At 66.3% G+C, this 24,377-nt stretch carries 30 protein-coding genes; 13 read left to right on the top strand and 17 right to left on the bottom strand.

What is annotated here, in order from left to right; all coding sequences use genetic code 11:
• Positions 1-9: 9 nt before the first annotated feature.
• Positions 10-288 carry an accessory factor UbiK family protein gene (locus JNK84_RS11770; RefSeq protein WP_293424275.1) on the top strand — a complete coding sequence of 93 codons (279 nt, stop codon included), beginning with the start codon at positions 10-12 and terminating at the stop codon, positions 286-288.
• A gap of 3 nt (positions 289-291) precedes the next feature.
• Here the strand turns inward: JNK84_RS11770 and JNK84_RS11765 are convergent, their stop codons facing one another.
• From JNK84_RS11765 to JNK84_RS11735, 7 genes are all read right to left on the bottom strand, one after another.
• Positions 292-990, bottom strand: a complete 699-nt coding sequence (locus JNK84_RS11765; RefSeq protein ID WP_293424273.1) for a hypothetical protein — start codon at positions 988-990, stop codon at positions 292-294.
• Positions 991-1,148: 158 nt separating this feature from the next.
• Entirely contained in the window at positions 1,149-1,388 is a 240-nt protein-coding gene (locus tag JNK84_RS11760) for a hypothetical protein (RefSeq protein WP_293424271.1), read from the bottom strand.
• 52 nt (positions 1,389-1,440) lie between these two features.
• On the bottom strand, positions 1,441-1,662 hold the full coding sequence (locus tag JNK84_RS11755) for a hypothetical protein (protein ID WP_293424269.1): 222 nt from the start codon (positions 1,660-1,662) through the stop codon (positions 1,441-1,443).
• A gap of 47 nt (positions 1,663-1,709) precedes the next feature.
• Positions 1,710-1,940 (bottom strand): hypothetical protein, encoded by a 231-nt coding sequence (locus JNK84_RS11750; RefSeq protein ID WP_293424267.1) that lies wholly within the window; start codon positions 1,938-1,940, stop codon positions 1,710-1,712.
• Positions 1,941-2,267: 327 nt separating this feature from the next.
• Positions 2,268-3,158, bottom strand: a complete 891-nt coding sequence (locus tag JNK84_RS11745) for a LysR family transcriptional regulator (protein ID WP_293424265.1) — start codon at positions 3,156-3,158, stop codon at positions 2,268-2,270.
• Between the two features lie 17 nt (positions 3,159-3,175).
• Complete coding sequence (gene trxB / locus JNK84_RS11740) at positions 3,176-4,138, bottom strand: thioredoxin-disulfide reductase (RefSeq protein WP_293424263.1); 963 nt, start codon at positions 4,136-4,138, stop codon at positions 3,176-3,178.
• Between the two features lie 248 nt (positions 4,139-4,386).
• A complete protein-coding gene (locus JNK84_RS11735; RefSeq protein WP_293424261.1) occupies positions 4,387-5,025 on the bottom strand; it encodes a 2OG-Fe(II) oxygenase in 639 nt (212 codons plus the stop codon).
• A gap of 195 nt (positions 5,026-5,220) precedes the next feature.
• Between JNK84_RS11735 and JNK84_RS11730 the strand changes: the two genes are divergently transcribed.
• The 4 genes from JNK84_RS11730 (at position 5,221) to JNK84_RS11715 (ending at position 8,761) form a co-directional block, all read left to right on the top strand.
• The gene (locus tag JNK84_RS11730) at positions 5,221-5,700 is read left to right on the top strand and encodes an Lrp/AsnC family transcriptional regulator (protein WP_293424259.1); all 480 of its coding nucleotides are present in this window, start codon (positions 5,221-5,223) and stop codon (positions 5,698-5,700) included.
• 31 nt (positions 5,701-5,731) lie between these two features.
• Positions 5,732-6,634, top strand: coding sequence for an alpha/beta fold hydrolase (locus JNK84_RS11725; RefSeq protein ID WP_293424257.1), 903 nt, complete (start codon positions 5,732-5,734; stop codon positions 6,632-6,634).
• A gap of 139 nt (positions 6,635-6,773) precedes the next feature.
• On the top strand, positions 6,774-7,973 hold the full coding sequence (locus JNK84_RS11720) for an OpgC family protein (protein WP_293424255.1): 1,200 nt from the start codon (positions 6,774-6,776) through the stop codon (positions 7,971-7,973).
• Positions 7,974-7,987: 14 nt separating this feature from the next.
• A complete protein-coding gene (locus tag JNK84_RS11715; protein ID WP_293424253.1) occupies positions 7,988-8,761 on the top strand; it encodes an SGNH/GDSL hydrolase family protein in 774 nt (257 codons plus the stop codon).
• Positions 8,762-8,788: 27 nt separating this feature from the next.
• On the opposite strand, the gene JNK84_RS11710 is transcribed toward JNK84_RS11715, so the two are convergent.
• Together JNK84_RS11710 and JNK84_RS11705 are read right to left on the bottom strand one after the other, a co-directional pair.
• The gene (locus JNK84_RS11710; protein WP_293424251.1) at positions 8,789-10,111 is read right to left on the bottom strand and encodes an ATP-binding protein; all 1,323 of its coding nucleotides are present in this window, start codon (positions 10,109-10,111) and stop codon (positions 8,789-8,791) included.
• Entirely contained in the window at positions 10,111-10,830 is a 720-nt protein-coding gene (locus JNK84_RS11705; protein WP_293424249.1) for a response regulator, read from the bottom strand. The genes JNK84_RS11710 and JNK84_RS11705 overlap by 1 nt, the downstream gene beginning before the upstream one ends.
• Before the next feature lie 187 nt (positions 10,831-11,017).
• Here JNK84_RS11705 and JNK84_RS11700 point away from each other — a divergent pair, with 187 nt between their 5' ends.
• The 3 genes from JNK84_RS11700 (at position 11,018) to greA (ending at position 15,748) form a co-directional block, all read left to right on the top strand.
• Positions 11,018-11,587 carry a hypothetical protein gene (locus JNK84_RS11700; protein WP_293424247.1) on the top strand — a complete coding sequence of 190 codons (570 nt, stop codon included), beginning with the start codon at positions 11,018-11,020 and terminating at the stop codon, positions 11,585-11,587.
• A gap of 265 nt (positions 11,588-11,852) precedes the next feature.
• The gene (gene carB / locus JNK84_RS11695) at positions 11,853-15,167 is read left to right on the top strand and encodes a carbamoyl-phosphate synthase large subunit (protein WP_293424245.1); all 3,315 of its coding nucleotides are present in this window, start codon (positions 11,853-11,855) and stop codon (positions 15,165-15,167) included.
• Between the two features lie 104 nt (positions 15,168-15,271).
• Positions 15,272-15,748 carry a transcription elongation factor GreA gene (greA, locus tag JNK84_RS11690; protein WP_293424931.1) on the top strand — a complete coding sequence of 159 codons (477 nt, stop codon included), beginning with the start codon at positions 15,272-15,274 and terminating at the stop codon, positions 15,746-15,748.
• A 104-nt stretch (positions 15,749-15,852) separates the two neighbouring features.
• Here greA and JNK84_RS11685 read toward each other — a convergent pair whose 3' ends face one another.
• Complete coding sequence (locus tag JNK84_RS11685; RefSeq protein WP_293424243.1) at positions 15,853-16,020, bottom strand: Flp family type IVb pilin; 168 nt, start codon at positions 16,018-16,020, stop codon at positions 15,853-15,855.
• Between the two features lie 288 nt (positions 16,021-16,308).
• Here JNK84_RS11685 and JNK84_RS11680 point away from each other — a divergent pair, with 288 nt between their 5' ends.
• Both JNK84_RS11680 and JNK84_RS11675 read left to right on the top strand, forming a co-directional pair.
• Positions 16,309-17,190 (top strand): YiiG family protein, encoded by an 882-nt coding sequence (locus JNK84_RS11680; RefSeq protein ID WP_293424241.1) that lies wholly within the window; start codon positions 16,309-16,311, stop codon positions 17,188-17,190.
• A gap of 139 nt (positions 17,191-17,329) precedes the next feature.
• Positions 17,330-17,680 carry a DUF6152 family protein gene (locus JNK84_RS11675; protein WP_293424239.1) on the top strand — a complete coding sequence of 117 codons (351 nt, stop codon included), beginning with the start codon at positions 17,330-17,332 and terminating at the stop codon, positions 17,678-17,680.
• Positions 17,681-17,687: 7 nt separating this feature from the next.
• Here JNK84_RS11675 and JNK84_RS11670 read toward each other — a convergent pair whose 3' ends face one another.
• Both JNK84_RS11670 and JNK84_RS11665 read right to left on the bottom strand, forming a co-directional pair.
• The gene (locus tag JNK84_RS11670; protein ID WP_293424238.1) at positions 17,688-18,155 is read right to left on the bottom strand and encodes a DUF6644 family protein; all 468 of its coding nucleotides are present in this window, start codon (positions 18,153-18,155) and stop codon (positions 17,688-17,690) included.
• A gap of 4 nt (positions 18,156-18,159) precedes the next feature.
• Positions 18,160-18,612: a GatB/YqeY domain-containing protein gene (locus JNK84_RS11665; RefSeq protein ID WP_293424236.1), complete on the bottom strand. Its 453-nt coding sequence runs from the start codon at positions 18,610-18,612 to the stop codon at positions 18,160-18,162.
• A gap of 106 nt (positions 18,613-18,718) precedes the next feature.
• On the opposite strand from JNK84_RS11665, the gene carA reads away from it, so the two are divergent.
• Positions 18,719-19,921 (top strand): glutamine-hydrolyzing carbamoyl-phosphate synthase small subunit, encoded by a 1,203-nt coding sequence (gene carA / locus JNK84_RS11660; RefSeq protein ID WP_293424234.1) that lies wholly within the window; start codon positions 18,719-18,721, stop codon positions 19,919-19,921.
• Positions 19,922-20,102: 181 nt separating this feature from the next.
• Here carA and JNK84_RS11655 read toward each other — a convergent pair whose 3' ends face one another.
• The 3 genes from JNK84_RS11655 to JNK84_RS11645 form a co-directional block, all read right to left on the bottom strand.
• A complete protein-coding gene (locus JNK84_RS11655; RefSeq protein ID WP_293424233.1) occupies positions 20,103-20,396 on the bottom strand; it encodes a hypothetical protein in 294 nt (97 codons plus the stop codon).
• 79 nt (positions 20,397-20,475) lie between these two features.
• Entirely contained in the window at positions 20,476-20,793 is a 318-nt protein-coding gene (locus JNK84_RS11650; protein ID WP_293424231.1) for a hypothetical protein, read from the bottom strand.
• A gap of 152 nt (positions 20,794-20,945) precedes the next feature.
• On the bottom strand, positions 20,946-21,305 hold the full coding sequence (locus tag JNK84_RS11645; protein ID WP_293424229.1) for a septal ring lytic transglycosylase RlpA family protein: 360 nt from the start codon (positions 21,303-21,305) through the stop codon (positions 20,946-20,948).
• 340 nt (positions 21,306-21,645) lie between these two features.
• Between JNK84_RS11645 and JNK84_RS11640 the strand changes: the two genes are divergently transcribed.
• Together JNK84_RS11640 and JNK84_RS11635 are read left to right on the top strand one after the other, a co-directional pair.
• Entirely contained in the window at positions 21,646-22,524 is an 879-nt protein-coding gene (locus JNK84_RS11640; RefSeq protein ID WP_441343232.1) for an MBL fold metallo-hydrolase, read from the top strand.
• A 5-nt stretch (positions 22,525-22,529) separates the two neighbouring features.
• Positions 22,530-22,871, top strand: coding sequence for a hypothetical protein (locus JNK84_RS11635; RefSeq protein ID WP_293424227.1), 342 nt, complete (start codon positions 22,530-22,532; stop codon positions 22,869-22,871).
• Here JNK84_RS11635 and JNK84_RS11630 read toward each other — a convergent pair.
• Together JNK84_RS11630 and msrP are read right to left on the bottom strand one after the other, a co-directional pair.
• On the bottom strand, positions 22,868-23,287 hold the full coding sequence (locus tag JNK84_RS11630) for a hypothetical protein (RefSeq protein ID WP_293424225.1): 420 nt from the start codon (positions 23,285-23,287) through the stop codon (positions 22,868-22,870). The genes JNK84_RS11635 and JNK84_RS11630 overlap by 4 nt on opposite strands.
• Positions 23,288-23,306: 19 nt before the next feature.
• Complete coding sequence (msrP, locus tag JNK84_RS11625) at positions 23,307-24,272, bottom strand: protein-methionine-sulfoxide reductase catalytic subunit MsrP (RefSeq protein ID WP_293424223.1); 966 nt, start codon at positions 24,270-24,272, stop codon at positions 23,307-23,309.
• Positions 24,273-24,377 lie beyond the last annotated feature (105 nt).

The following is a 24,377-nucleotide window of genomic DNA, read 5'->3' as shown; positions in this document are numbered from 1 at the left end:
TTTTCACCCATGACCCAGACCACCGACCGGATCGCCGACGAATTCGCTAAGTTCATGACCGATGCGGTAGGCTTCGCGCAGGGCATGAAGCGCGAGGCTGACACATTCGTGAAGACGCAGGCCGAGCGGTTCCTGCGCGACATGGACCTGCCGAGTCGCGAGGAGTTCGAGGCCGTCCGCGAGATGGCGGTCAAGGCGCGCGAGGAGAACGAGGCGCTGCGCGAGCGGCTCGACGCGCTGGAGGCGCAGCTCCAGTCCGCCGCCAAGACCCGGAAGGGCGAGAAGTAGGGCTCAGGCCCGCCGGGCCCGGTCCGCGAGCGCCGCGACCGCGATCTGCGGCGCGGTCGCCACCACGGTCAGCCCGACCAGCCCGATCAGTTCGATGATCGTCAGCGGCGCGCGGGGAAACAGCGCGCCGGCCGCCGACAGCGTCGACCAGCCGATGGCGAGCACCGCGCCCATGAAGGCATAGGCGACAAGCGCGAGGATCGCGCGCAGCGGCTTGCCCCAGGTGAAACCCCAGGACCAGTCCATCAATGCCCGCGCAAGGCCGGTGACGAGGCCCAGCATTGCGCCCGCAATGGCGCCGCCAAGCAGGAAGCCTGCCTCGGCCCCCGTCACCGCCGAATTCACCAGCGAGAATCCGCCGGCGATGAAGCCCGGCCGCGCGACGATGCCGCCGAATGTCGGATAGAGCGTGGCGGCCAGCACCAGCAATGCGGCCGGAACGAAAAGGATGAGCCGCAACAGGATCATCGGCCGCTGCGCCACGAAGATCAGCACGAAGAGCCGCGCGATTGCGAAGATGACAGCGAAGGCGAGCACGGGAAACCGGTCGGCATAGACGCCGAGAATCAGCCAGGGGCTGTCCACTGCCGCCTCGATCATCCGGCTCGTCACGCCGGCGGCATGGACCCACACCGCAGCCACCAGTGTCACGACAAGCGGAAAGAGCGCCCCGATTGCCGCGCGTCTATCGATCAGGGCCATCGTCTTTCCTCGGACCTCTGTCAGAGCGGCCTAGACTATCAGCGCGCGGAGACTGCCGGAACAGGCGCTGTGGCGGATGGTGCGCAAGAAAACGCCGGGGGCAGGCCCCCGGCGTTGGCAGCGAACATCTCCCGTGGAGATGCCTATGATCATCCAGCTCAGTTCGAGCTGCTGAAGCCCGACGAGGGGACCGCGTTGCGGTCGATGCCGGCCGGCGTCTGGCGCGTCTCGTGAGCGAGGCCGCGATCCGACAGGTGGCGCGAGGAGAACTCGCGGGGAGCCGAGGTCGAATAGGCCGGCGACGAGTTGCCGGAGCCGCCGCCGATATCGCCAACCTGGGCGAGGGCCGGACCCGCGAGCGGGGCGATCAGAGCGGCGGCGAGGATGAGCTTCTTCATGGGATTTCTCCTGTTCTTGCAGATGCTTGGTAAGTTGCGAACGGCGGTCTGATCAGAACGCCGACGAGGGGACGGCGTTGCGGTCGATCTGGGTCGCCGGCGCCTCGACGGCGCTGCGGGTCTCGATCAGGCGGCGCGAGGTGAACTCGCGGGGAGCCGAGGTCGAGTAGGCCGGCGACGAGTTGCCGGAACCGCCGCCGACATCGCCAACCTGGGCGAGAGCCGGGCCCGCGAGCGGGGCGATCAGGGCGGCGGCGAGGATGAGCTTCTTCATGGGAATTCTCCTTGGATTGGGGGAAATGAAAACGTCAGGCCGGGGGATCAGAAGGCCGACGAGGGAACGACGTTGCGGTCGATCTGGCTCGTCGGCGCCTCGACGGCGCTGCGGGTTTCGACCATGCGGCGAGCGGTGAACTCGCGCGGGGCCTGTGTCGTGACCGACTGCTCGGGGGTGCCGAAGAAGCCGCTACCGGCTTCCTGAGCGAGGGCCGAGCCGGCGAGGGGAGCGGCGAGGGCCGCGGCGAGAACAAGGGTGCGGACCGAACGGGTCATGGGACTTCTCCTGATATGCGACCGGGCGGGGAGGGACACGCGACACCCGGTGAGGTGTTTGCTTGTCGGCGGGAGGTGTCCGCCGTCGACGGGGCTGAAATGGACCCCGGTCGGTTCAATTGCCAATCACGAAAATGAGAAAATGCAAGAATGTCGGCAAGCGCGAGATTGCATCATTGCACAGTCGCAATTTCGTGAGCATTGGTCGCGCGGCCGTGAACGCCCTGCCTCTTGAAATTGAGCCGGCTGACCAGGGTGTGCCGAAACGCAACGGGCGCCGGAGGTTCACTCCAGCGCCCGTCAGGAAGATTTAACGAATCGAAAGGGTTAGCCCGGCCAGCGCGAGGCCTTCGAAACCAGGAAATCGCGGAACACCTGGACGCGCGCGACCGACTTGAGCTCTTCGGGATAGACGAACCAGGCGTCGAGCAGCGGCATTTCCTCGTCCTCGAGGATCTGGACGAGGCCCGAGCCGTCGCGGATCAGGTAATCCGGCAGCACGGCGATGCCGATGCCGTTCTCCACGGCCGAGACGAGACCGGAAATGTTGTTGATCGACATGGCGAAGGGGCGCGGCGCCATGCCGTTGCGCCCGGCGGTCGCCAGCCAGGTCAGGTTCTGCATGTAGTTCGGCGCGCGCCCGCCAAAGGCCAGCAGGCGATGGCCGTCGAGGTCGGCGCCGGATTTCGGCGTGCCGTTGCGCTTGAGGTAGTCGGAGTGCGCGAAGGCGTGAAACTTGATCTGGAACAGTTTGCGCTGGATCAGGTCCGGCTGCACCGGCTGGCGCACGCGAATGCCGACATCCGCCTCGCGCATCGACAGGTCGAGTTCCTCGTCGGTGAGGATCATCTTGATCTGGATGTCGGGGTAGAGGTCGAGGAATTCACCGAGGCGCGGCGCGAGCCAGGCTGTGCCGAGGCCGACCGTGGTGGTCACCTTCAGCTCGCCATTGGGACGCTCCTTGGAGTCGGTCAGCTTCACCTTGGCGCTTTCGAGCTTCATCAGCACGTCTTGCGCGGTGTGGTAAAGGAGCTCGCCCTGCTCGGTGAGCACGAGGCCACGGGCATGCCGGTGGAACAGCGGAACCTTGAGGTCCTGCTCCAGCGACGACACCTGGCGCGATACCGCCGATTGCGAGAGGCCGAGCGTGTCGGCCGCGTGAGTGAAGCTTCCGGCGGCCGCGGCCGCGTGGAAAATGCGCAATTTGTCCCAGTCCATCGGTCCCCCGGTCCGTCTTATTCTGCGGCTTGGCGGATCGTCGCGTGGTGGGCGAGAAACCGTTCTGCTTCGAGTGCGGCCATGCATCCCATGCCGGCGGCGGTGACCGCCTGGCGGTAGATGTCGTCGGTGACGTCGCCGGCGGCGAAAACGCCGGGAACGTCGGTGGCGGTGGAATCGGGCGCGGTCCACAGATAGCCCGACGGCTTCTGCTTCAACTGCCCGACGAAAAGCTCGACGGCCGGGGCGTGGCCGATGGCGACGAACACGCCATCGACGGCGCGTTCCTCGGTCTCGCCGGTCTTGACGTTCTTCAGGCGCACGCGCGCGACCGCCATCGGATCGTCGCGGCCAAGGATCTCGTCGACGGCGGAATTCCAGACCACCTCGATCTTCGGATGAGCGAACAGCCGCTCCTGCAGAATCTTTTCGGCGCGGAATTCTTCACGGCGATGGACCACCGTCACCTTCGAGGCGAAATTGGTCAGGAACAGCGCTTCCTCAACGGCGGTGTTGCCGCCGCCGACCACAACCACTTCCTTGTTGCGGTAGAAGAAGCCGTCGCAGGTGGCGCAGGCCGACACGCCGAAACCGCGGAACTTCTGCTCGGAGGGAAGATCCAGCCACTTGGCCTGGGCACCGGTGCAGACGATCACCGCCTCGGCGAGATAGACCTCGCCGGATTCGCATTCGATACGGAACGGGCGGGTCTTGAGATCGACCTTGTTCACATGGTCGGAAACGATGCGCGTGCCGACATGCTCGGCCTGCTTCTGCATCTGCTCCATGAGCCAGGGGCCCTGGATGACGTCCGCGAAGCCCGGATAGTTCTCGACGTCGGTGGTGATGGTGAGCTGGCCGCCCGGCTGGATGCCCTGCAGCAGCACCGGCTTCAGCATCGCGCGGGCGGCATAGATGGCCGCCGTATAGCCGGCAGGACCGGATCCGATGATGACGACGCGCTCGCGATGGATGCCCATGAGGTTCCTGGCCGGCGGAAGGCGAGGAATGGGGTAGGGGACTCGCTTCCGCGGTTACGCAATGTGGAGTAGCTATGCACTCCGCGCAAGGCTCATTCCCCCCACTCCCCCGAATTGTAGACGAAATGGAGTGATGGGAATCGTCACGGAAACGAATGGATCGCGATAGAGCCGTATCGCTAGGCGCAACAATATGTCGCGCAGGCGATGCGACCCCGCGCAACGCGGGAGGTCGCCGCCCGTGCCGCTCAGGCGGCTTTGCCGGTGATGAGCCGGATGAACTTCTTGAAGCGCGACGAGCGCGCGTGCCGCCCCTGCTCATGGTCGACCACTGACTGCGTCGTCACCCAGTTCATCTGGATGGCGCGGCGCTTGCCGGCGAAAGGCTCATGGCCGTGCCAGGACTTGTCCGAGCGCTTGAAGATCAGCAGCGTGCCGCCATCCGGCGGGATCTCGGCCGCGTAGTCGTTGAGATCGGTGCCGTTGTTGAGCACGCGCAAGCGCCCGCCATCCGAGTCCCAGGCGTCGTTCATGTAGAGCAGGACGGTGATGATCTTGGTTTCGGAATCGGTGTGGATCTTGCCGTCGGTCTGCCGGGTGAAGCCGCGCACCGTGTACATGGTCGGGCGACCGCCGAGATCGATGCCGAATTTTTCCTCGACCGCCTTGCGGAACGGCTCCTGATCGAGCTCGTCCATCAGCCCCTTGAAATCGCCGCGGATGTCGAGAACCGAGGGCGGATGCGAGCCGGGACCCGGCACGTCCGGATAGTCCTTCAGGACGTCCTGCAGGCGCTCGGCCATCACGAAATTCCGCACGACCACATAGTCGTAAGGCTTGGTTTCGAGGGGAGTGGAGCGCAAGCGGTCAATATCGATGAAGCTCATCGGAATGCCTCGTCAGGGCTGAAAGACGACCTATATGCGCTGGCCTCCCGGGCTTGTCCACGCGCAGGGGTGGAATTGGAGCGGTCGTTGCGCCCGAGGGGCGATGCGCGAAATTTTGTTGCGCGCTTCCCGGCGCTGGGCTATCGCGGATCAACCGCCCCGCCTTCAGCCGCATTTGCCCGGAGACGCGCCCCCGTGAAGGCCCGCCTTGACGCCATCGATTGGAAAATCCTCAAAGAACTTCAGACCGACGGGCGCATCACCAATGTCGAGTTGGCGAGCCGGGTTGGCATTTCGGCGCCCCCCTGTCTCAGGCGCGTGCGCGCGCTCGAGGAGATGGGCGTCATCAAAGGCTATCGCGCGCTCGTCGCGGGCGAGAAGCTCGGCTACGGCATTACCGTCTTCGCCATGGTGCATCTGGCAAGTCAGGCCGAGGCCGACCTCAACGCCTTCGTCGAGAAGGTTCGCACCTGGCCGATCATCCGCGAGTGCCACACCGTCTCCGGTGATTTCGATTTCGTCATGAAATGCGTCGCCCCGGATCTCTCCAGTTTCCAGACCTTCGTCGGCGCGCTGACCGCGACGCCCAACGTGCGCAACGTGCGCACCGTGCTGACGCTGGCACAGGTCAAGGATGAGCCGAACGTCCCCATGGAAATCGCCCCGGCCGATTGAGACAGTTGCCGGAAGGCAGGGGCGCGAGAGCATGACCGAGACCTCCATCGACGCTGGCCGTCGCGTGACCCTGATGCTTGGCGACGGAGCCATGTCGGCGTTGCGCTGGGGGGGCGCCAGGACGCCTCCCGACCTGATCTTCCTCCACGCCAACGGCTTCAACGCCGAGGCCTATTCACCGCTCCTCGCGCCGCTCGGCGAGCGCGCCGCGGTCGTGGCGCTCGACATGCGCGGTCACGGGCTGTCGCGCCTGCCGACCACGCCGGACTCGCTGACCGACTGGTGGCCCTATGCGCGCGACCTCGTCGCCGTGCTCGACCAGTGGGTGCCGAAGGGCGCGCCGCCGGTCGTGCTCGCGGGCCATTCCATGGGCGGCATCACCGCGATTCTCGCCGCCTCGCGCCGGCCGGAAGCGGTGAGGGGCGTCGTCCTCGCCGATCCCGTGCTCATGCCGCCGATGCTTCGCTGGGCCCTGTACATGCCGTGGGCGCGGGCGCGGGCGCGACAGACGCCGCTTGCCTCCGGGGCGCTCAAGCGCCGGGCTGTGTTCCCCTCGAAGGCCGAGGCGCTGGCGACCTATGCCACCCGCAAGGCCTTCTCGACCTGGCAGCCGGGTTTCCTCGAAGGCTATGTCGAAGGTGGCTTCGTCGATGATCCGGACGGGGTGAGGCTGGCCTGCGCGCCGGAATGGGAGGCCGCGAACTTCGCCGCGCACCGGCACAGCTCGTGGAGCGCGCTCGCCCGGCTCGCCATGCCCGTCAGGCTGTTCATGGCCGAGACCGGCTCGACGGTCTCCGGCGGTCTTGCGCGGCTCGCCAGTGCGGCGCCGAAGGTCGAGGCGTCGATGGTGCCCGGCACCTCGCATTTCATTCCGATGGAGCGCCCGGGGGTGATCCGCCAGGCGCTCGCGGATATGCTGGATCGGACGCGCTGATCGCGCAGACGTGACGGTCCCCGGCGCGGAATTGACGGAGCCATGGTCCCCCGCAGGGCCGGGCGTGCTAGGGTACGCGAAACGGCAGGCAGTGCCTTGCATCCCCAGGGACCAGTATTTCCAGAGACCCGTGACGGCCATGGCGAGCGCGCCCACCCTCAATGCTTGGTTCTGGCTCGGTGCCATGCCACCGGCGCCCGTGGCGGTGCCGCGCGATCCCCGCGTCGACATTTTTCGCGGACTGTCGCTGCTGGTCATCTTCATCGACCACGTGGCCGGCAATTGGCTGTCGCGGATCACGCCTTCCGCCATGGGTTTCTCGGACGCAGCCGAGTATTTCGTGCTGCTCGCCGGTTACTCCGCGGCCTTCGCTTACGGCTCGGTGATGGACCGCCGTGGCTTCCTGCCCGGCTCCGCGCAGGTCATCGCCCGCATCTGGAAGCTCTATTCCGCCCACCTCGCCCTGTTCGTGTTCATGGCGGTCGCGGTCGCCTTCATGGCGGTGAAGTTCGGCAATCCGCTCTATTACGAGCACGTGGCCATCCTGCCGTTCTTCCAGGACCCGGCCACTGCGATCCTCCAGACGGCGGCGCTGCTGTTCCTGCCGAACTATCTCGACATTCTGCCGCTCTATGTCGTGCTGCTGGCCATGCTGCCGGCGCTCTGGGTGCTGGCGCGCATTGCACCGGTGGTGGCGCTGCTGGCCTCGGCCGGCCTCTACGTGGCCGCCTGGGTGCTGGAATGGTCGCTGCCGAATCTGTCGACCGGCGGCTCCTGGTTCTTCAATCCCTTCGCCTGGCAGCTCATCTTCGCCATCGGGCTGGTTTGCGGGCATGCGACGCTGCGCGGCGTCAGCCTGCCGCGCCACTGGACGCTGGCGGCGGCAGCCATCGCAGTGGTCGCTTACGGTTTCGCCAGCGCGGCGCCCTGGTCGATCATTCCGGGACTGGGCAATGTCGTTCTGCCCGACGATTTCCGCCTCGACCTCGACAAGACCAACCTGTCGCTCTGGCGGCTCGCCCATGCCCTGTCGCTGGCCTATATCGTCGCGCGCTTCGTGCCGACCGATGCCAACTGGATGAAGAGCCTGCCCGGACGCCTGCTTGAGGAAGCCGGGCGCCATTCGCTGGCCTTGTTCTGCCTTGGCGTGATTCTGTCGCTGCTCGGCACGTTCGCTTTCTTCGAGATCGGGCGTGACGGGTTGATGCAGGTTGTTGTCAATGTCGCCGGGATTACCATTTTGCTTGCCAGCGCGCAGGTGCTTCAATGGTATCGACGTGTGACGCAGAAAGTGCAGCCGCAGAAGAACAGCCCCCTGGACGAGGCACGACCGGCGTGAGCGTATCGATCAGAATGAGACTGGCACTGGCTGGTCTTGCCGTCTCGATGGCCGCGATCCCGGTTCTGGCGACCGGCACGGGCAACGGGTTCGAGCCTGCGCCCTGCGTGGTGGGAGAGGAAATCCGCGGCTTCACGCAGGATTTGCCGCGTGCCCGCGCCGCGCTCGCCGCGGGACAGGTGCTGAACATCGTGGCGCTCGGCTCGTCCTCGACGCAAGGTGCGCGCGCGTCCTCCGACGAGCGGACCTATCCCGCGCTGCTCCAGGGAGAGCTCAACCGCCTCCTGCCGGGCCGCGACATCAAGGTGGTCAATGCCGGCGTCGGCAGCAACTCGGCCCATCAGATGTATCTGCGTCTCGAGCACGACGTGATCGGCGAGGAGCCGAAGCTCGTCGTCTGGCAGACCGGCATGATCGACGCCATCCACGACGTCGGCATCGACCGCTTCAAGCGGATCGTCCGCAAGGGCATCGCGCGCCTGCGCGAGGCGGAGATCGACGTGGTGCTGATGGACCACCAGCCGCTTCCCAACAGCGCCCGCTACGCTCTCTACCGCGATTACATGGCCGCCCTCCGGGAGGTCGCGGCCGAGACGGGTGTTCCGGTGTTCCGCCGCTACGATGTGCTGAGCGAACTCGTCGGCTCGGGCCGGCTCCGGATGGACGAGATCTTCACGACCGACACGCTCAATCCCGTTGATCGCGGCTATTATTGCATCGCGGCCAACCTCGCCCAGACGCTGGCTGCCAAGCTCTCGCCGCGCGCGGCCCCCGAGCCGCAGCGCTAGCATCAGGCGCGGCGGAGCGAAGTTCGGTCAGGCGAGCGGTAGCCGCAGCCGGGCGACGAAGGCCCCGTCGACCCCGTCCGCCAGCTCCAGCGCGCCGCCATGCGCCTCCGCGACCGTTCGAGCGATCGTCAGACCCAGACCGAAACCGTCGTGATCGTTCATGGTGCGAGCGGCGTCGCCGCGCACGAAGGGCTCCAGCAACTCCGACCGGCGTTCCCGGGGGATGCCGGGTCCTTGGTCGATGATCTCGACCAGCGCCGCGTCGTCGTCCCGGCGAACGGCGATGCGGGGGGCGCGGCCATAGCGGCCGGCATTGTCGGCGAGGTTGGCGACGGCCCGTTCAAGCTCCAGCAGCCGGCCGCGAACGGCGAGGCGTTCTGCGACCGTGACTGGTATGTCGCGACCGAGATCGGCCTGCTGATCGGCCACGGTCTGCACGAGGCTCGCGAGGTCCACGACCGTCAGGGCCTCGTCGCTTTGGCCGTCGCGCAGATGTGCGAGCGCGCTCTGGACCAGCGCGGCCATCTGGTCGAGATCGGCGATCGTCCGGGCGCGTTCACCGGCGTCCGGGATGGCCTCGGCGCGCAATCGCAACCGCGTGATCGGAGTCCGCAGGTCGTGGCTGACGGCCGCGAGTGCTCGCGTGCGGTCGTCGAGCAGCCGGGCGATGCGCTCCTGCATCCGATTGAAGGCGCGGGCGACGATGCGGACCTCGCGCGGGCCGTCCTCGGCGAGCGGAGATGTTTCCCGCCCGGGCCCGTAGGATTCGACCGCCGCCGCGATGCGCCGCAGCGGCCTTGTCAGGGCCAGCCCGGCCCAGCCGCCGAGCAGGACGGCGCAGATGATCAGGAAGGCGATGGTCGCCGTCAGCGGACCAGCAGGCGGCGGCGGGGGGCGCGGCAGGGTCGCGACGACGAAGGACAGGTCGCGCAGCCTGACGGCCAAGGTCGTTACCGCCGAGGGCTGGGGCTCGTCAGGGAGAAGCGTGCTGACAGTGAAGGCGGGGCCGAGCGCTCGCCCGAGATGGCGCGCGTCCGGTCCGCCGCGCGCGTCCTCATGCAGTGTGGCGCTGGCGGAAGCGAGACCGAGCCGAAGCTGCGGGAGGCCGGCCGCGGCTGCGGCGAGAAGGCCCGGGCGCTGGTCCACAGGGGCTCGGTCCAGGATTTCGACAACCGCCGCCAGCCGGCCTGTGGTCTCGCCCGGTGACGCGACTGTGCGGTCGGCGAGCCGGAACGAGGCAGTCAGCAGCGCGTGGATGGCGATGATCGCGAGGATCACGAGGAGTGCCAGTTGCGCGGCGACGCCGGACGGCCAGAACCGGCGCCATCGCGACGGGGCGGGCGGCACCATCAAAGGACCTCCACGTCCGGCGTGAACAGATAGCCACCGGAGCGCACTGTGCGGATGAACTGCGGGTTCTGCGGGTCTGCCTCGATCTTGCGGCGCAGGCGCACCACCAGAACATCGACGCTGCGTTCGTTGGGGCCGGCGGCGCGGCCCTGCGTCAGATCGATCAGCTGGTCTCGGTTGAGCAGCCGCCCGGCGCGCTGGCAGAAGACGCGCAGCAGGTCGAACTCGCCATCGGTGACCGAGATGCGCGCGCCCGCCGGGTCGACCAGCGTGCGACGGAGCGAATCGAGCACCCAGCCATGGAAGCTGAAGGCGCCGGAATGGAGCGGGCCGGTGTCGGCGGGCTGGCTCGCGCTACGGCGCAGGACCGCGCGAACGCGGGCCAGTACCTCGCGCGAGCCGAACGGCTTGACGATGTAGTCGTCGGCGCCGAGTTCCAGCCCCACCACGCGGTCGAGTTCCTCGCCCTTGGCCGAGACGATGACGATCGGCAGCCTGGTCGTCGCGCGCAGGCGCCGGCAGATCGACAGGCCGTCCTCGCGCGGCAGCATCAGGTCGAGAATGACGAGGTCGATCCGGCTGTCTGCGAGCATGCGGTCCATTTCGCGGCCGTCGCCGGCCGTCGAGACGCGAAAGCCGTTGGCCTTGAGGAAGCGCGCGGTGAGGGCGCGAATCTCGCGGTCGTCCTCGACGATCAGAATATGTGGTTCGGGCGACATGACGGCACCAAATAGTCAGGAAATCCGATCCGTCGCACCGGAATTTTGTTTCCGGATGTTTCCCGGGCTTGGTCGGGAAATGCAACGAAACACATCGGGAAACGTCGATAACGCCTCGTTAATCGCGCCGACGCCTTGGTCCTGGACGTGAACGCGTAACCCGTCCCCGAACTCCCCAGGAGGCCCCATGACGACGACGATCTCCTCGTCCTCGTTCGGATCGCAGCGTCTGTCGCCGCGCGATCTCATGCAGAACAGCCTGACGTCGCAGATCGCGTCCGGCAAGATCGATGCATCCGATCAGGATGCCCTGTCCGCCGCGCTCGACACGATCGACGCGGCGATGAAGTCCGGGCGCGGCTCGTTTTCCTCGGCGCGCGCCGCGCCGCCGAGCCCCGATGAAGCCAGGGCCAAGGTCGAGGGCCTGATCGACGCGCAGGTCGAGGCCGGGTCGCTGACCAGCGAACAGGCGGACGAACTGAAGCAGCTGTTTTCCGATACGTTCGCGAGCGGTCCGGGGGGCGCCGGCGGCCCGGGTGGTCCGCGGCATGGCGGCCCGCCGCCCGGCCCGCCTCCGGGCGAAGGCGAGGAGGGGGCGACCACCTCGCTGACCATCACAAGCAACGATTCCGATGTCACCAAGGCTCTTCAGGACTTCCTGAAGCAGCTGCAGGACAAGCTGGGCTCCGGCTATTCCGCGTCGGGCCAGTCGTCCTCGTCGTCGAGCTCGTCGGTGTTGTTCGACATCTCGGCCTGACCGGAAGGCTTTCCGGAAGCGTATCGACGGTCGCCGCGACACCCTCGCGGCGGCCGTTCCGCATCGAGAGGGCGCCGCGCTTCTGTGGGCACGATGTCACACGGCTTCCCATCGGGGGGAAACCCGTCTATAGGGGCCGCTTAATCACGCGACCCAGTTCGAGGGTATGCGGTTGCGGGAGGCTGGCTCTTGAGGAGTCCGGCCTCTTTTTTTGCGCCGCGCGCCCTCGCGAAGCACGAACGAGCCTGCACAAGGCCGGAGACCCATGCCGAAACGCACCGACATCTCCTCGATCCTGATCATCGGCGCGGGGCCGATCGTCATCGGACAGGCCTGCGAGTTCGACTATTCCGGCACCCAGGCCGTGAAGGCGCTGAAGGAGGAGGGCTACCGGATCGTCCTCGTCAACTCCAATCCGGCGACGATCATGACCGATCCGGAACTGGCGGACGCCACCTACATCGAGCCGATCACCCCGGAGATCGTCGCCAAGATCATCGAGAAGGAGCGCCCCGACGCGCTGCTGCCGACCATGGGCGGCCAGACCGCGCTCAACACCGCGCTGAAGCTTGAGGAAATGGGCGTCCTCGAGAAATTCGGCGTCGAGATGATCGGCGCCAAGGCCGACGCTATCGACAAGGCCGAGAATCGCGAGCGGTTCCGGCAGGCCATGACCAAGATCGGCCTGCAGACCCCGAAGAGCCATGTCGTCCAGTCGCTGGGCGCGGCTATCGACGTGCTCGACGATATCGGCCTGCCGGCCATCATCCGCCCGTCCTTCACCATGGGCGGCACCGGCGGCGGCATCGCCTACAACAAGGCCGAGTTCATCGAGATCTGCGAGCGGGGCCTCGACGCCTCGCCGACGACGGAAGTCCTGGTCGAGGAATCGGTGCTCGGCTGGAAGGAGTTCGAGATGGAGGTCGTCCGCGACAAGGCGGACAATGCCATCATCGTCTGCTCTATCGAGAACGTCGATCCGATGGGCGTCCATACCGGCGATTCGATCACCATCGCGCCGGCCCTGACGCTGACCGACAAAGAATACCAGATGATGCGCGACGCCTCGATTCGCGTGCTGCGCGAGATCGGCGTCGAGACCGGCGGCTCGAACGTGCAGTTCGCCGTCAATCCGGCGGACGGCCGCCTCGTCGTCATCGAGATGAACCCGCGCGTGTCGCGCTCCTCGGCGCTCGCCTCGAAGGCGACCGGCTTCCCCATCGCCAAGGTCGCGGCGAAGCTCGCCGTCGGCTACACGCTGGACGAAGTGAAGAACGACATTACCGGCGGCGCGACGCCGGCCTCGTTCGAGCCGACCATCGATTACATCGTCACCAAGGTTCCACGCTTCGCATTCGAGAAGTTCCCGGGCGCCGATCCGGTGCTGACCACGTCGATGAAATCGGTCGGCGAGGTCATGGCGATTGGCCGCTCCTTCCAGGAGTCGCTGCAGAAGGCCATGCGCGGCCTGGAAACCGGGCTGACAGGCCTCGACGAGATCGAGATCGAGGGCCTCGGCAAGGGCGACGACAAGAACGCCATTCGCGCCGCGCTCGGGACGCCGACCCCGGATCGGCTCCTGAAGGTGGTGCAGGCCATGCGCCTCGGCATCTCCAACGACGAGATCCACGGCTACTGCAAGATCGATCCGTGGTTCCTCGAGCAGATCCGCGGCATCGTCGACGCCGAGGCCGAGGTGCGCGCCAAAGGCCTGCCGCGGACCGCCGGCGCCTTCCGCCGCCTGAAGGCCATGGGCTTCTCCGATGCACGGCTCGCCGTGCTGGTCGACGCGTCCGAAGCGGATGTCGCCAAGGCCCGGCGCGGGCTTGACGTGCGACCGGCCTACAAGCGCATCGATACCTGCGCGGCCGAGTTCGCCTCACCGACAGCCTATATGTACTCGACCTACGAGACACCCTTCGCCGGTGTGCTGGCGGATGAATCGCGCCCCTCCGACCGCGAGAAGGTGGTGATCCTCGGCGGCGGCCCCAACCGGATCGGTCAGGGCATCGAGTTCGACTATTGCTGCTGCCATGCCTGCTTCGCGCTGAGCGACGCCGGGTATGAGACGATCATGATCAACTGCAATCCGGAGACGGTCTCGACCGACTACGATACCTCCGACCGGCTCTATTTCGAGAGCCTGACTGCCGAGGACGTGATCGAGATCCTGGAGCGCGAGAAGACTCGCGGCACGCTGAAGGGCGTCATCGTCCAGTTCGGCGGCCAGACGCCGCTCAAGCTGGCGCGGGCGCTGGAAGAGGCAAAGATCCCGATCCTCGGCACCTCGCCGGACGCCATCGACCTCGCCGAGGACCGCGACCGGTTCAAGCGCCTGCTCGACAAGCTCGGCCTCAAACAGCCGAAGAACGGCATCGCCTATTCGGTGGAGCAGGCTCGCCTGATCGCCGGCGAGCTCGGCTATCCGCTGGTTGTGCGCCCGTCCTACGTGCTTGGCGGCCGCGCCATGCAGATCATTCGCGAGGAAGGCCAGCTCGGCGACTACCTGCTCGGCACGCTGCCCGAACTGGTACCGGCCGACGTCAAGGCACGCTACCCCAACGACAAGACCGGCCAGATCAACACGGTGCTCGGCAAGAACCCGCTGCTGTTCGACCGCTACCTGTCGGACGCCATCGAGGTGGACGTCGATTGCCTCGCGGACGGCAAGACCTCGTTCGTCGCCGGCATCATGGAGCATATCGAGGAAGCCGGCATCCATTCCGGCGATTCGGCCTGCTCGCTGCCGCCCTATTCGCTATCGGCCGAGACCATCGCGGAACTGGAGCGCCAGACCAAGGCGCTGGCGCTGGCGCTCGATGTCGGCGGCCTGATGAACGTCCAGTACGCACTGAAGGACGGCGACGTTTACGTCCTCGAGGTCAATCCGCGCGCCTCGCGCACCGTACCCTTCGTCGCCAAGGTGGTGGGGCAGCCCATCGCCAAGATCGCCTCGCGGATCATGGCAGGTGAGAGCCTTGCCTCGTTCGGGCTCACGAAACAGGACCTCGGCCATATGGGCGTGAAGGAGGCGGTGTTCCCCTTCGCGCGCTTCCCCGGCGTCGATGTGCTGCTCGGCCCGGAAATGCGCTCCACCGGCGAGGTCATGGGCCTCGACCGCACCTTCGCCACCGCCTTCGCCAAGAGCCAGCTCGGGGCAGGGGTGATCGTGCCGACCAAGGGCACGGTCTTCGTCTCGGTGCGCGACGACGACAAGGCGCGCATTCTCGAGTCGATCCGCAGCCTGCATCAGCTCGGCTTCAAGATCATCGCGACATCGGGCAACCAGCGTTATCTCGCCGAGGAGGGTATCCCCTGCGGCAAGATCAACAAGGTGCTGGAAGGCCGCCCGCATATCGTCGATGCGATCAAGAACCGCGAGGTCCAGCTCGTCTTCAACACGACGGAGGGTGCCCAGGCGCTCGCGGACTCGCGTTCGCTACGGCGTGCGGCCCTCTTGCAGAAGGTCCCCTATTACACCACTCTTGCGGGAGCCATCGCGGCCGCGCAGGGCATCAAGGCCTATCTCGAGGGCGACCTCGAAGTGCGCGCGCTGCAGAGCTATTTCGGCAATTCCTGATCCGTTCGGGCACTGCCGGAGCGTTTGTTTCATCCATGAAGGTTCGCGGGACCGGCGTCCTCGGTCGCGCGAACCTTTCTTCGTCATGAAAGGCAAGGGCGAGCATCATGGAAAAGGTTCCGATGACCGTCGGTGGCTTCGCGAAGCTCGAAGCCGAACTGAAGGAGCGCCAGCAGGTGGAGCGGCCGCGCATCATCGCGGCAATTGCCGAGGCGCGTTCGCATGGCGACCTGTCGGAGAATGCGGAATATCATTCGGCGAAGGAGCAGCAGTCGCTCAACGAGGGCCGCGTCGCGGAACTGGAGAGCCTGATCACCCGCGCCGAGGTCATCGACGTTACCAAACTGTCCGGCGACACCGTCAAATTCGGCGCGACCGTGAAGCTCGTCAATGAGGATACCGAGGAAGAGCGGGTCTGGCAGATCGTCGGCGACAGCGAGGCGGACGCCAAGGCAGGCCGCATCTCGATTTCCTCGCCGCTGGCGCGCGCGCTGATCGGCAAGGCCGCTGGCACGGTCGTCGAGGTCAACACGCCGAAGGGCGCGCAGAGCTACGAGGTGCTTGAGGTCCGCTGGGGTTGAGCCCCCGAAGCCTCATATTCCGGTTCCAAAAAGAAGAAGGCGCGATGCAGGCCCCTGCATCGCGCCTTCGTCGTTTCAGGCCGGGGCGAGGCCCGGCGCAGGCATTACTGCTTGAAGTTCGTGTTGACCTTCTCGAACGCGTTGAGCGTGTTCGTGCCCATGGTGTTGACCGCGACGATGACGACGGCGGCGATGCCGGCGGCGATCAGGCCGTACTCGATGGCGGTGGCGCCGGAATTGTCCTTGGCGAAACGAGCGAACAGCGACTTCATGGAAGAACCCCCAGTGTCAGTTGTGTCTTTGCATGGTCTGCGAAGAGAAGACCAATCGATCTTCTGGGAATGAATGTACACGACAGATATCGACGAATACGGAAGTGCCAATTCGATATTTTAGCGTAATATTGCGCGTTGATTTATTAGATCATGCGTAAAGTCTGAACGATTGGATTCGGGGGGTATCAAGGTCCGCTGGGCGGGAGGACGCAATGTCCTGCCGGTCGGGTCGTCACGATAGGGAAACGCGGCGATGGTTCCGTGGAGGCCGGAGGATCGCTGATCATGACCACAGCCATCTCACGTCGCGCCATGGCGCTGGCCGGTCTTCTCGCGCTCACTACGGCAGTTCCCGCCACGGCCCAGAACCAGCCCCTGCCGGACGATGCCGCGCTTCAGGCCGCGCTCGGCAAGTCGCGCGCCTATGTCGACCTGATGAACCGAACCATGAGGGCCGTACAGTCGTGGAACCGCTACAGGAGCTGGGTGGACATGCGTCGCGGGCCGACTGGCCGCGAACGCTACATCTCCTACGGGCTCTACAGCCTCTATGACGTGCGCGGCGAGATCGAGAAGGCCTCGCAGGCCGCGACCCAGGAGCCGGCCTTCCCGAACCTCGACGACGTGGTGCGCCGCTACATTCAGGCCTACCAGGCGCTGGCGCCGCTGATCGAACGCGCGGAGCGCTATTACGAGCGCAAGGACTATCGCGACGACAACATGGCCGAGGGCCGCGATCTGCACCGCCAGATGGTGCCGCTGGCCGAGGCATTCCTCGCCGACCGCGCCGAACTCGAAGCAGAGATGAAGAAGCTGCGCGAGCGACTGAACGGGCAGGAGCTTGCCGCGATCGAGCGGCGCGAGGGCAAATCGGCCGCCTGGCAGATGCGGAACATCATGATGTCGGCCCGCGAGGTCATCGACGTCATGCCGACGAACGAGCGTCCCATCGCCGACATGCCGGCTTTCGATGCCGCGGTCGGCCGTTACAGCGCGGCAGTGCGCGAGATGGACGCGTTCAAACAGGCCAATCCCGGCGCCCTGTCGATCATCGACAGCCAGGCGAGTTCCTGGCTCGGTCAGGTGCGGGAACTGCGCGAGAAGCTCGGGCGCTCGCGCGGCGACGTCCGCCGCGCGGCCAATGAGGCGAACTGGGTCTTCCGCTAGTTCAACATGATGGTGTCGATGGCCGACACCGCCTTGCGGATGCGCCGCTGATCACGCGATTGCGATGCTTGCGCGCATGGACCTGCGACAGGCGCGCGGCGTTGAATGTCCTGCGGCCCGCCAAAGTCTGGAGGATATCATGATCGATCGCCGAACCCTTGTCGCCGCCGGCATCGCGGCGGTTCCGGCCGCAGCCTCCGCCCATCACGGCTGGGGTGGCTTCGACACGTCGAAAGTGCTCGACCATACCGGTCCCGTCGCACGATCGACCTACGCCAACCCGCACGGCACGCTTTACATGGTCAAGAGCGGCGAGGAACTGACCGTGGAACTCGCCCCCACCTCGCGCATGCAGGCGCGCGGCCTTGCCGCCGACGACATCGCCGCGGGCAAGACGGTGCGCGTCTACGCCTACCAGAACCGTGGCAACCCTAAAGTCTATCGTGCCGAATGGGTGGAGGCCGGCGGCAAGCGCGTCGAACTGCGCTGAGCCGGGCTCAGACGAAGGCAATCCAGCGCCCGAGCGCGATGACGACCGGCCAGCAGGCGAGCGACAACAATCCCGCCGCGCGCCCATAGGGCGTATCGACCAACGCAGCGAGCGGTCTGGCGCGCGCCATGGCCTCGAAGGCGAGGGCATTGGCGAGCGCCAGTGCCACCACGGCCATCTTGGCGAGAAACACGCGGTTGGCGAGATATTCGGCCGGCCGGGCCGAGGCGAGCAGGATGCCGGTCGTGACCGCCAGAACCGCTCCCAGGCGTGCCACGCGGCGCATCTGCGCCATGGCGTCGAGGTCGAGGCGTCGCAGGACGCCTGCGAGACGCAGGTCGACCAGCACGATGCTCCCGACGAGCAGCGCCATGCCCAGGATGTGCAGTGCCGAGACCGCCGCGTAGAGCGGCGAGGAGAGGGCGATGCCGCTGATCCGGCCGGCTTCCGAGAGGGCCGTGATCAGCGCATCCATGCCGTCAGCTCAGGAGTTCCTTGACCAGCGGGCTGGCCTTGCCGAAGTCCATGCGCCCGGCGAAGCGACCCTTGAGCTCGCCCATCACCTTGCCCATGTCTTTCATGCCGGCGGCGCCGATCTCGGCGATCAGCGCGGCAATCGCAACCCTGGCCTCGGCCTCGTCCATCTGCTGCGGCATGTAGCCGGCGATGACGGCGATCTCGGCCTCTTCCTTGGCGGCGAGTTCGGGGCGATTGCCGTCGAGATACATCCTGGCGCTGTCGCCGCGCTGCTTCACCATCTTCTGGAGCAGCTGGAGGATGTCCTCGTCGCCCAGCGGCTCCTTGCCGAGCCCGCGCGCCTCGATGTCCTTGTCCTTGAGGGCGGCTTGGATGAGGCGGATCGTCGCGAGACGGTCCTTCTCGCCGGCCTTCATCGCCGCTTTCAGGTCGGACATGAACTGGTCGCGCAGCATGGCGTGCCTCTCTTCGGGGAGGATGGGGAGCAGTGCGGCAAAAAAGCCGGAGAATCCGGCCGCATTCCTTTGACCGCCGGCCAAGTCGTCGCTATCTAGGCGCCTCATGACACACACACAAGACCAATCCGGCTGGAGCGATCCGAAGCCGACCGCTTTGCTTGTCCTGGCGGACGGCACAGTCATCGAGGGCTTCGGGCTCGGCGCAGAGGGCGTCGCCGATGGCGAAGTCTGCTTCAACACCGCCATGACCGGCTATCAGGAGATCCTCACGGATCCCTCCTATGCCGGCCAGGTCATCACCTTCACCTTCCCGCATATCGGCAATGTCGGCGCGAACGAGGAAGACATCGAGACGGTCAACATGGCCGCCGCCTCGGGCGTCCGCGGCGTGGTGTTGAAGGCGGCGATCACCGAGCCTTCGAACTATCGCTCGCATACCCATTTCGACGCCTGGCTGAAGCGCCGCGGCATTGTCGGCCTCTGCGGCATCGACACGCGCGCCCTGACGGCCCTGATCCGCGAGAAGGGCATGCCCAACGCTGTCATCGCCCACGCCGCCGATGGCGTGTTCGACGTCGAGGCCCTGAAGCGCCGCGCGGCCGGCCTGCCACTCATGGACGGACTGGACCTCGTGCCGGGCGTCACGTCCTCGCAGCGCTATCCCTGGTCGGAGACGATCTGGGAGTGGAACGAGGGCTATGGCGCAGCCGGCGAGCCGAAATACCATGTCGTGGCGCTCGACTATGGCGTGAAGCGCAACATCCTGCGTCTGCTCGCCAATGCCGGCTGCAAGGTCACCGTCGTGCCCGCCAGCGCATCGGCCGAAGACGTGCTCGCTCTGAAGCCGGACGGGGTCTTCCTGTCGAACGGTCCTGGTGACCCGGCCGCGACGGGTGAATATGCCGTGCCGGTCATCCGGGCGGTGCTGGACAGGCAGATCCCGACCTTCGGCATCTGCCTCGGCCACCAGATGCTCGGTCTCGCCGTCGGCGCGAAAACCAAGAAGATGCATCAGGGCCATCACGGGGCGAACCACCCGGTGAAGGACATGGACACCGGCAAGGTCGAGATCACCTCGATGAACCACGGTTTCGCCGTGGACGAAGCGACGCTGCCCGCTCATGCGCGCCCGACCCATATCAGTCTGTTCGACGGTTCCAACGCCGGTATCGCGCTGACCGACCGGCCGGCCTTCTCGGTGCAGTATCACCCGGAGGCGAGCCCCGGGCCGATGGATAGCCACTATCTGTTCGATCGGTTCGTCGCGCTGATGGACAAGGCCAGGACGCCGGAAAAGGCCGGCTGAGACACCGGGGCGGCGCCTCGGGCGAACCTTCCCTTGCGTCATGTTATCCACGTTACCCACAGGCGCCCGATTTCGGGCGCCTGCTTGCGTTTACACCTAGGAATACGTCAAATACCTACAATATCAGTTAGTTACAGGTAGATATTGAACCAGTATCCTATTCTGTGGCTGTCAATTGAACTCAGTTGAATGTGCAGCCGTAGGCGGCCAGCGCCTGGGTCATCTGGGTCTTGTGCAACTGGCACAGATTCTCGACCTGGGGGCGCGCCTGGGGGTCGGCGGCAAGCTGGCGAAGCCCTGAGCGCGTCTGCTCGATCGCGTCGCGGAAGGCCGAGCGTTGCGCCTCGGGAATGCGCGACGACACGCAGGCCTCGTACTGGCGATAGAACGTGTCGCAAAGCGCGATGCCCATATCCTGTGCGCTGGCCAGCGACGGCAGTGCTGCGAGTGCAGCGACGACCATGAGCTTCTTCATGGAAATGACCCTGTCTGGTGGGAACGGAAGGTTGGGCCGGGCGGCCTCGGCCTCGGTGTGCCCCGGTTGCGTGCGGATGTCAGTCGAAGGTGCAGCCGTGGGGCGCGAAGAAGCGGGCGGATTGCTGCCGCTGCTCCTGGCACGTGCGCTCGGCCGAGGCTCTGTCCTCGGGATCGGCCGCCTGCTCGCGGATGTCCGCCCGGTTACGCTCGAGGGTCTGCTGGAAGATGCTGCGCTGGGCCTCGGGAAGGCGCTGCATGATGCAGGTCTCGTAGGCGCGGTAGTAGCGGTCGCAGGCGGGAATCCCGGTGTCGATCGAGGACTGGGCGAAGGCGGCGCCCGCGAGAGCCGTCAGCGCTGCGCCGAGCAGGCCGCGACGGATATGGCGGAATGTCATGCGGTGTCGTTCCATGCGAGAGAATGCCACCCGCTGCCGGAGGGGCGGGCCCGGCGAACCCGCCGGACCCCAGCCATTGCCGGGGGACAGTCTCTACCGCATGTCGAAACGGATCGACTTGTGTATCGTCGCTGAAATGCAGCGGTATTGAATTACAGGCGGGCGACACGCACGCGGGCGACGCCGCGGTTGATGAAGCCGATCCGGCGCGCGACGCCGCGCGAGACATCGACGATGCGGCCGCGCACGAACGGGCCGCGGTCGACGACTGTCACGACGGCCGACTGGCCGTTCGACAGGTTGGTGACGGTCACCTTCGAACCGCAGGGAAGCGAGCGATGGGCGGCGGTCATCGCCTCGGGGTTGTGGCGACCGCCGCAGGCCGTCCGGCCCGGCAACTGGTACCACGAAGCCATGCCGACGGCTTCGGCGGCCGAGGCCGAGGTGGCAACAGCGGGCACAAAAGCGGTGATGGCGGCCGAAAGCGCCGCGATGCGGGTCGAATTGTTCATGGAAGTGGTCGGTTTCCGTCTCTCGCGCGAGGCTAACGCCCAACAGCGCGGTGGGTTCCGCAGACGGCGGCGATAGCACATCTGTCTGCAAGCGGCAGACGATCACGTAGAGGCAAAATAAGACCAGAATGCGGTCAGCCGGATCAATAGCGGCATGACGTAGCGTCATCTACGGTGGTTGCAATTCATGGCTTGAACGCTATCGGCAATTGGCTCGACTGCATGGGATGAACGGTGTGGCAGGGCCGGACGAAGGTGCTGCGTTTTCGCGTTGCGCGGGCGCCGGGTTGGGGCAAAGCTCCGGGGCCACCCCGCTCCCGCCTCAGCCGGAGAATGCCACGTGACCACGCTCTTTCGCGCCGGCGATCTGACGATCCACCGCATCGTCGAAATGGAGTTCGGCTTTCTCGACCCCTTCGACATGCTGCCAGATCTGACGCCGGACATGTTGGAGGCCCATCGCGGCTGGTTCGCTCCGAGCGGCCTCGATGCCGAGGGAAGGTTGCTCATGGCCTTCCAGACCTACATCGTGCGCACGCCTGATCATGTCGTGCTGGTCGACAGCTGCATCGGCAACGACAAGCGCTCGGCGACGCGGCCGAACTGGCACATGAAGAGCGACAACCGGTTCATGACCGGGCTGAAGGCTGCGGGGCTGACGGTGGATGACATCGACTTCGTCGTCTGCACCCATCTCCATTCCGATCATGTCGGCTGGAACACGCGGCTGGAGAACGGACGCTGGGTGCCGACCTTCCCGAAGGCGCGCTACCTGTTCGGTGCAACGGAATACGAGCACTGGCAGGCGCTGAACGCCAAGGCGTCCGTATTCCCGTTCCAGGATAGCGTACTGCCGGTGGTCGAAGCGGGCAGGGCGGAGCTTGTCTCTGGCGATCATGCCATCGGCGACCACGTCCGGCTGATGCCGACGCCGGGCCATACGCCCGGCCACGTCTCCGTGCTGTTCGGAAAAGGCGAGACGGTCGATGCGATCGCTCCCGGCGACCTCATTCATTCGCCCCTGCAGGCCCGCCTGCCGGAACTGTCGACCAAGTTCGACACGGACAGAATGGAGGCGGCGCGCACCCGCCGGTCGGTGCTGGAGCGCTTCTGCGACACGGCCACGCTCTGCTGCATGGCGCATTTCCCGTCGCCCTCGGTCGGGCGTATCACCCGCTTCGGTGACGGATTCGCCTGCTCGCCGGTGGCGGCGGAGTAGCATCGATGCGGATGCGCTTGTTGATACCGTTCATCGCTGTCGGTCTTTCGGTCGCGCCCGCTTTGGCTCAGAGCGGAGCGCCGTCATTTCCGCCGGGCACGAGCTATTCCGAGGCGCGGGACAGCCTGATCGGGCTCGGCTGGTCGCCCGTGACCCTGCCGGGATCGGACCGTTGTTCCCGCAACGACGAACGCTGCGCGGGCCGGCCGGAAATGCACGCCTGCTCCGGCACCGGGCTTGCGCCCTGCGCCTTCACATGGAGGCGCGGGGACACGCTCATCGAGGTGCTGACGGTCGGCGAGCGGCCTGTGGTGAACGGCGCGCGGTGCCGCGCGGGCTGCCGCTAGTCATCGGTCCGGGTGTAGAGGTGGCGGTCGATCTCGCCGAGGACCGCTGGCGCCGCGATCGTGCCGCACGGCGCATCGCCCATCCGCTCGACCAGCCGCTGCCCGAGGAACAGCGCGGCGAAGCCGGCGCTGGCCGTATCCGGCCGGGGACCGATATCCGGATGCCGCGCGCGGAACGCCGCCTCCTCGCGCTGATAGTCCGCCTGCGATTTGCGCAGGAGCAGCGCGAGCCATTCAAGCGGCCGTCGCTGGCAGCGCTCGGCCACGGCCCCGGTGAACAGGCGCTCCGTGATGGCGTCGAGACGACCCTGATGATCGCGCAGGGCGAGTTGCTCGGCGGTCAACCCTTGCGACAGGACAGGCGAGGATACCGCCAGCCCCATCCAGACGATGAGGCCAGCCGACCACCGATGCACTGCTCTTTCCGCCATGCGCTCAGGCCCAGAGCCGTTCGTTCTGCCGGTCCTTGTAGAGCGGTGCGACGAACTCGCCGTAGCCGTTGAAGATCTGGGTGTTGACGCGGCCGCCGCCGCCGATCAGTTCCTCGTTTGCCTGACTCCAGCGCGGATGGGCGACCGCCGGGTTCACATTGGCCCAGAAACCGTATTCGCCGCCCTGAAGCCGCTCCCAGAACGACATCGGCCGCTCGGCGACGAAGGAAATGCGGACGATGGATTTCACCGACTTGAACCCGTATTTCCACGGCACGATGAGGCGCAGCGGCGCGCCGTGCTGGCGCGGCACGGGCTTGCCGTAGATGCCGGTGACGAGAATGGCGAGGTCGTTGGCCGCCTCGTCGATGGTGAGACCCTCGACATAGGGCCAGGAATACCAGGGCGAGCGCATCCCCGGCGCCCAGGGCTGGGTGTCGAAGGTCTCCATCCGGACGAACTTCGCGGAGCCGAGCGGCTGGACCATGTCCATCAGAGCCTTGATCGGGAAGCCGGTCCACGGAACCGTCATGCCCCAAGCCTCGACGCAGCGGAAGCGATAGACGCGTTCCTCGATCGGCATGGCGCGGATCAGCTTGTCGATGTCGATCGTCTGCGGCTTCTCGACCATGCCGTCGATCTTCACTGTCCACGGACGGAGCGGCAGCGACTGCGCCGCGCGAGCGATCTGTTTGGAGCCGCCGAACTCGTAGAAATTGTTGTAGCTGGCCGCCACCTGTTCGGCGGTCAGCGGTCGTTCGACCGTGTAGCGCTCGTTGCGCCGTGCCGGGTAAAGGTCGGCGGTCGGGTCGGGCGCGTCGGCGGCGCGCTGCGCGCTGGCCGGAATGGAAATGCCGGCGGCCGCGAGCCCCATGCCGGCGGCGATCATGTTGCGGCGCGTGAGGAACGCGCTTTCCGGCGTCGCCGCGCTATCGGGAAGTTCCCACCCGCGTTTCGATCGGATCAGCATGGGCGAATATCCTTCCAGTTTCCCAAGAAGCGTATAGAGCTTGCCGCGTTTGACCAAATCACGCTCCGGCGACTCGGTATCGACCACAGCCGGCTGCGGAGGATC

Origin of the sequence: Phreatobacter sp. (genome assembly GCF_016793595.1) — a bacterium.
Lineage (GTDB): Bacteria > Pseudomonadota > Alphaproteobacteria > Rhizobiales > Phreatobacteraceae > Phreatobacter.
The sequence above is the reverse complement of the archived record's forward strand: the minus strand, read 5'-3'. Positions and strand labels throughout refer to the sequence as shown.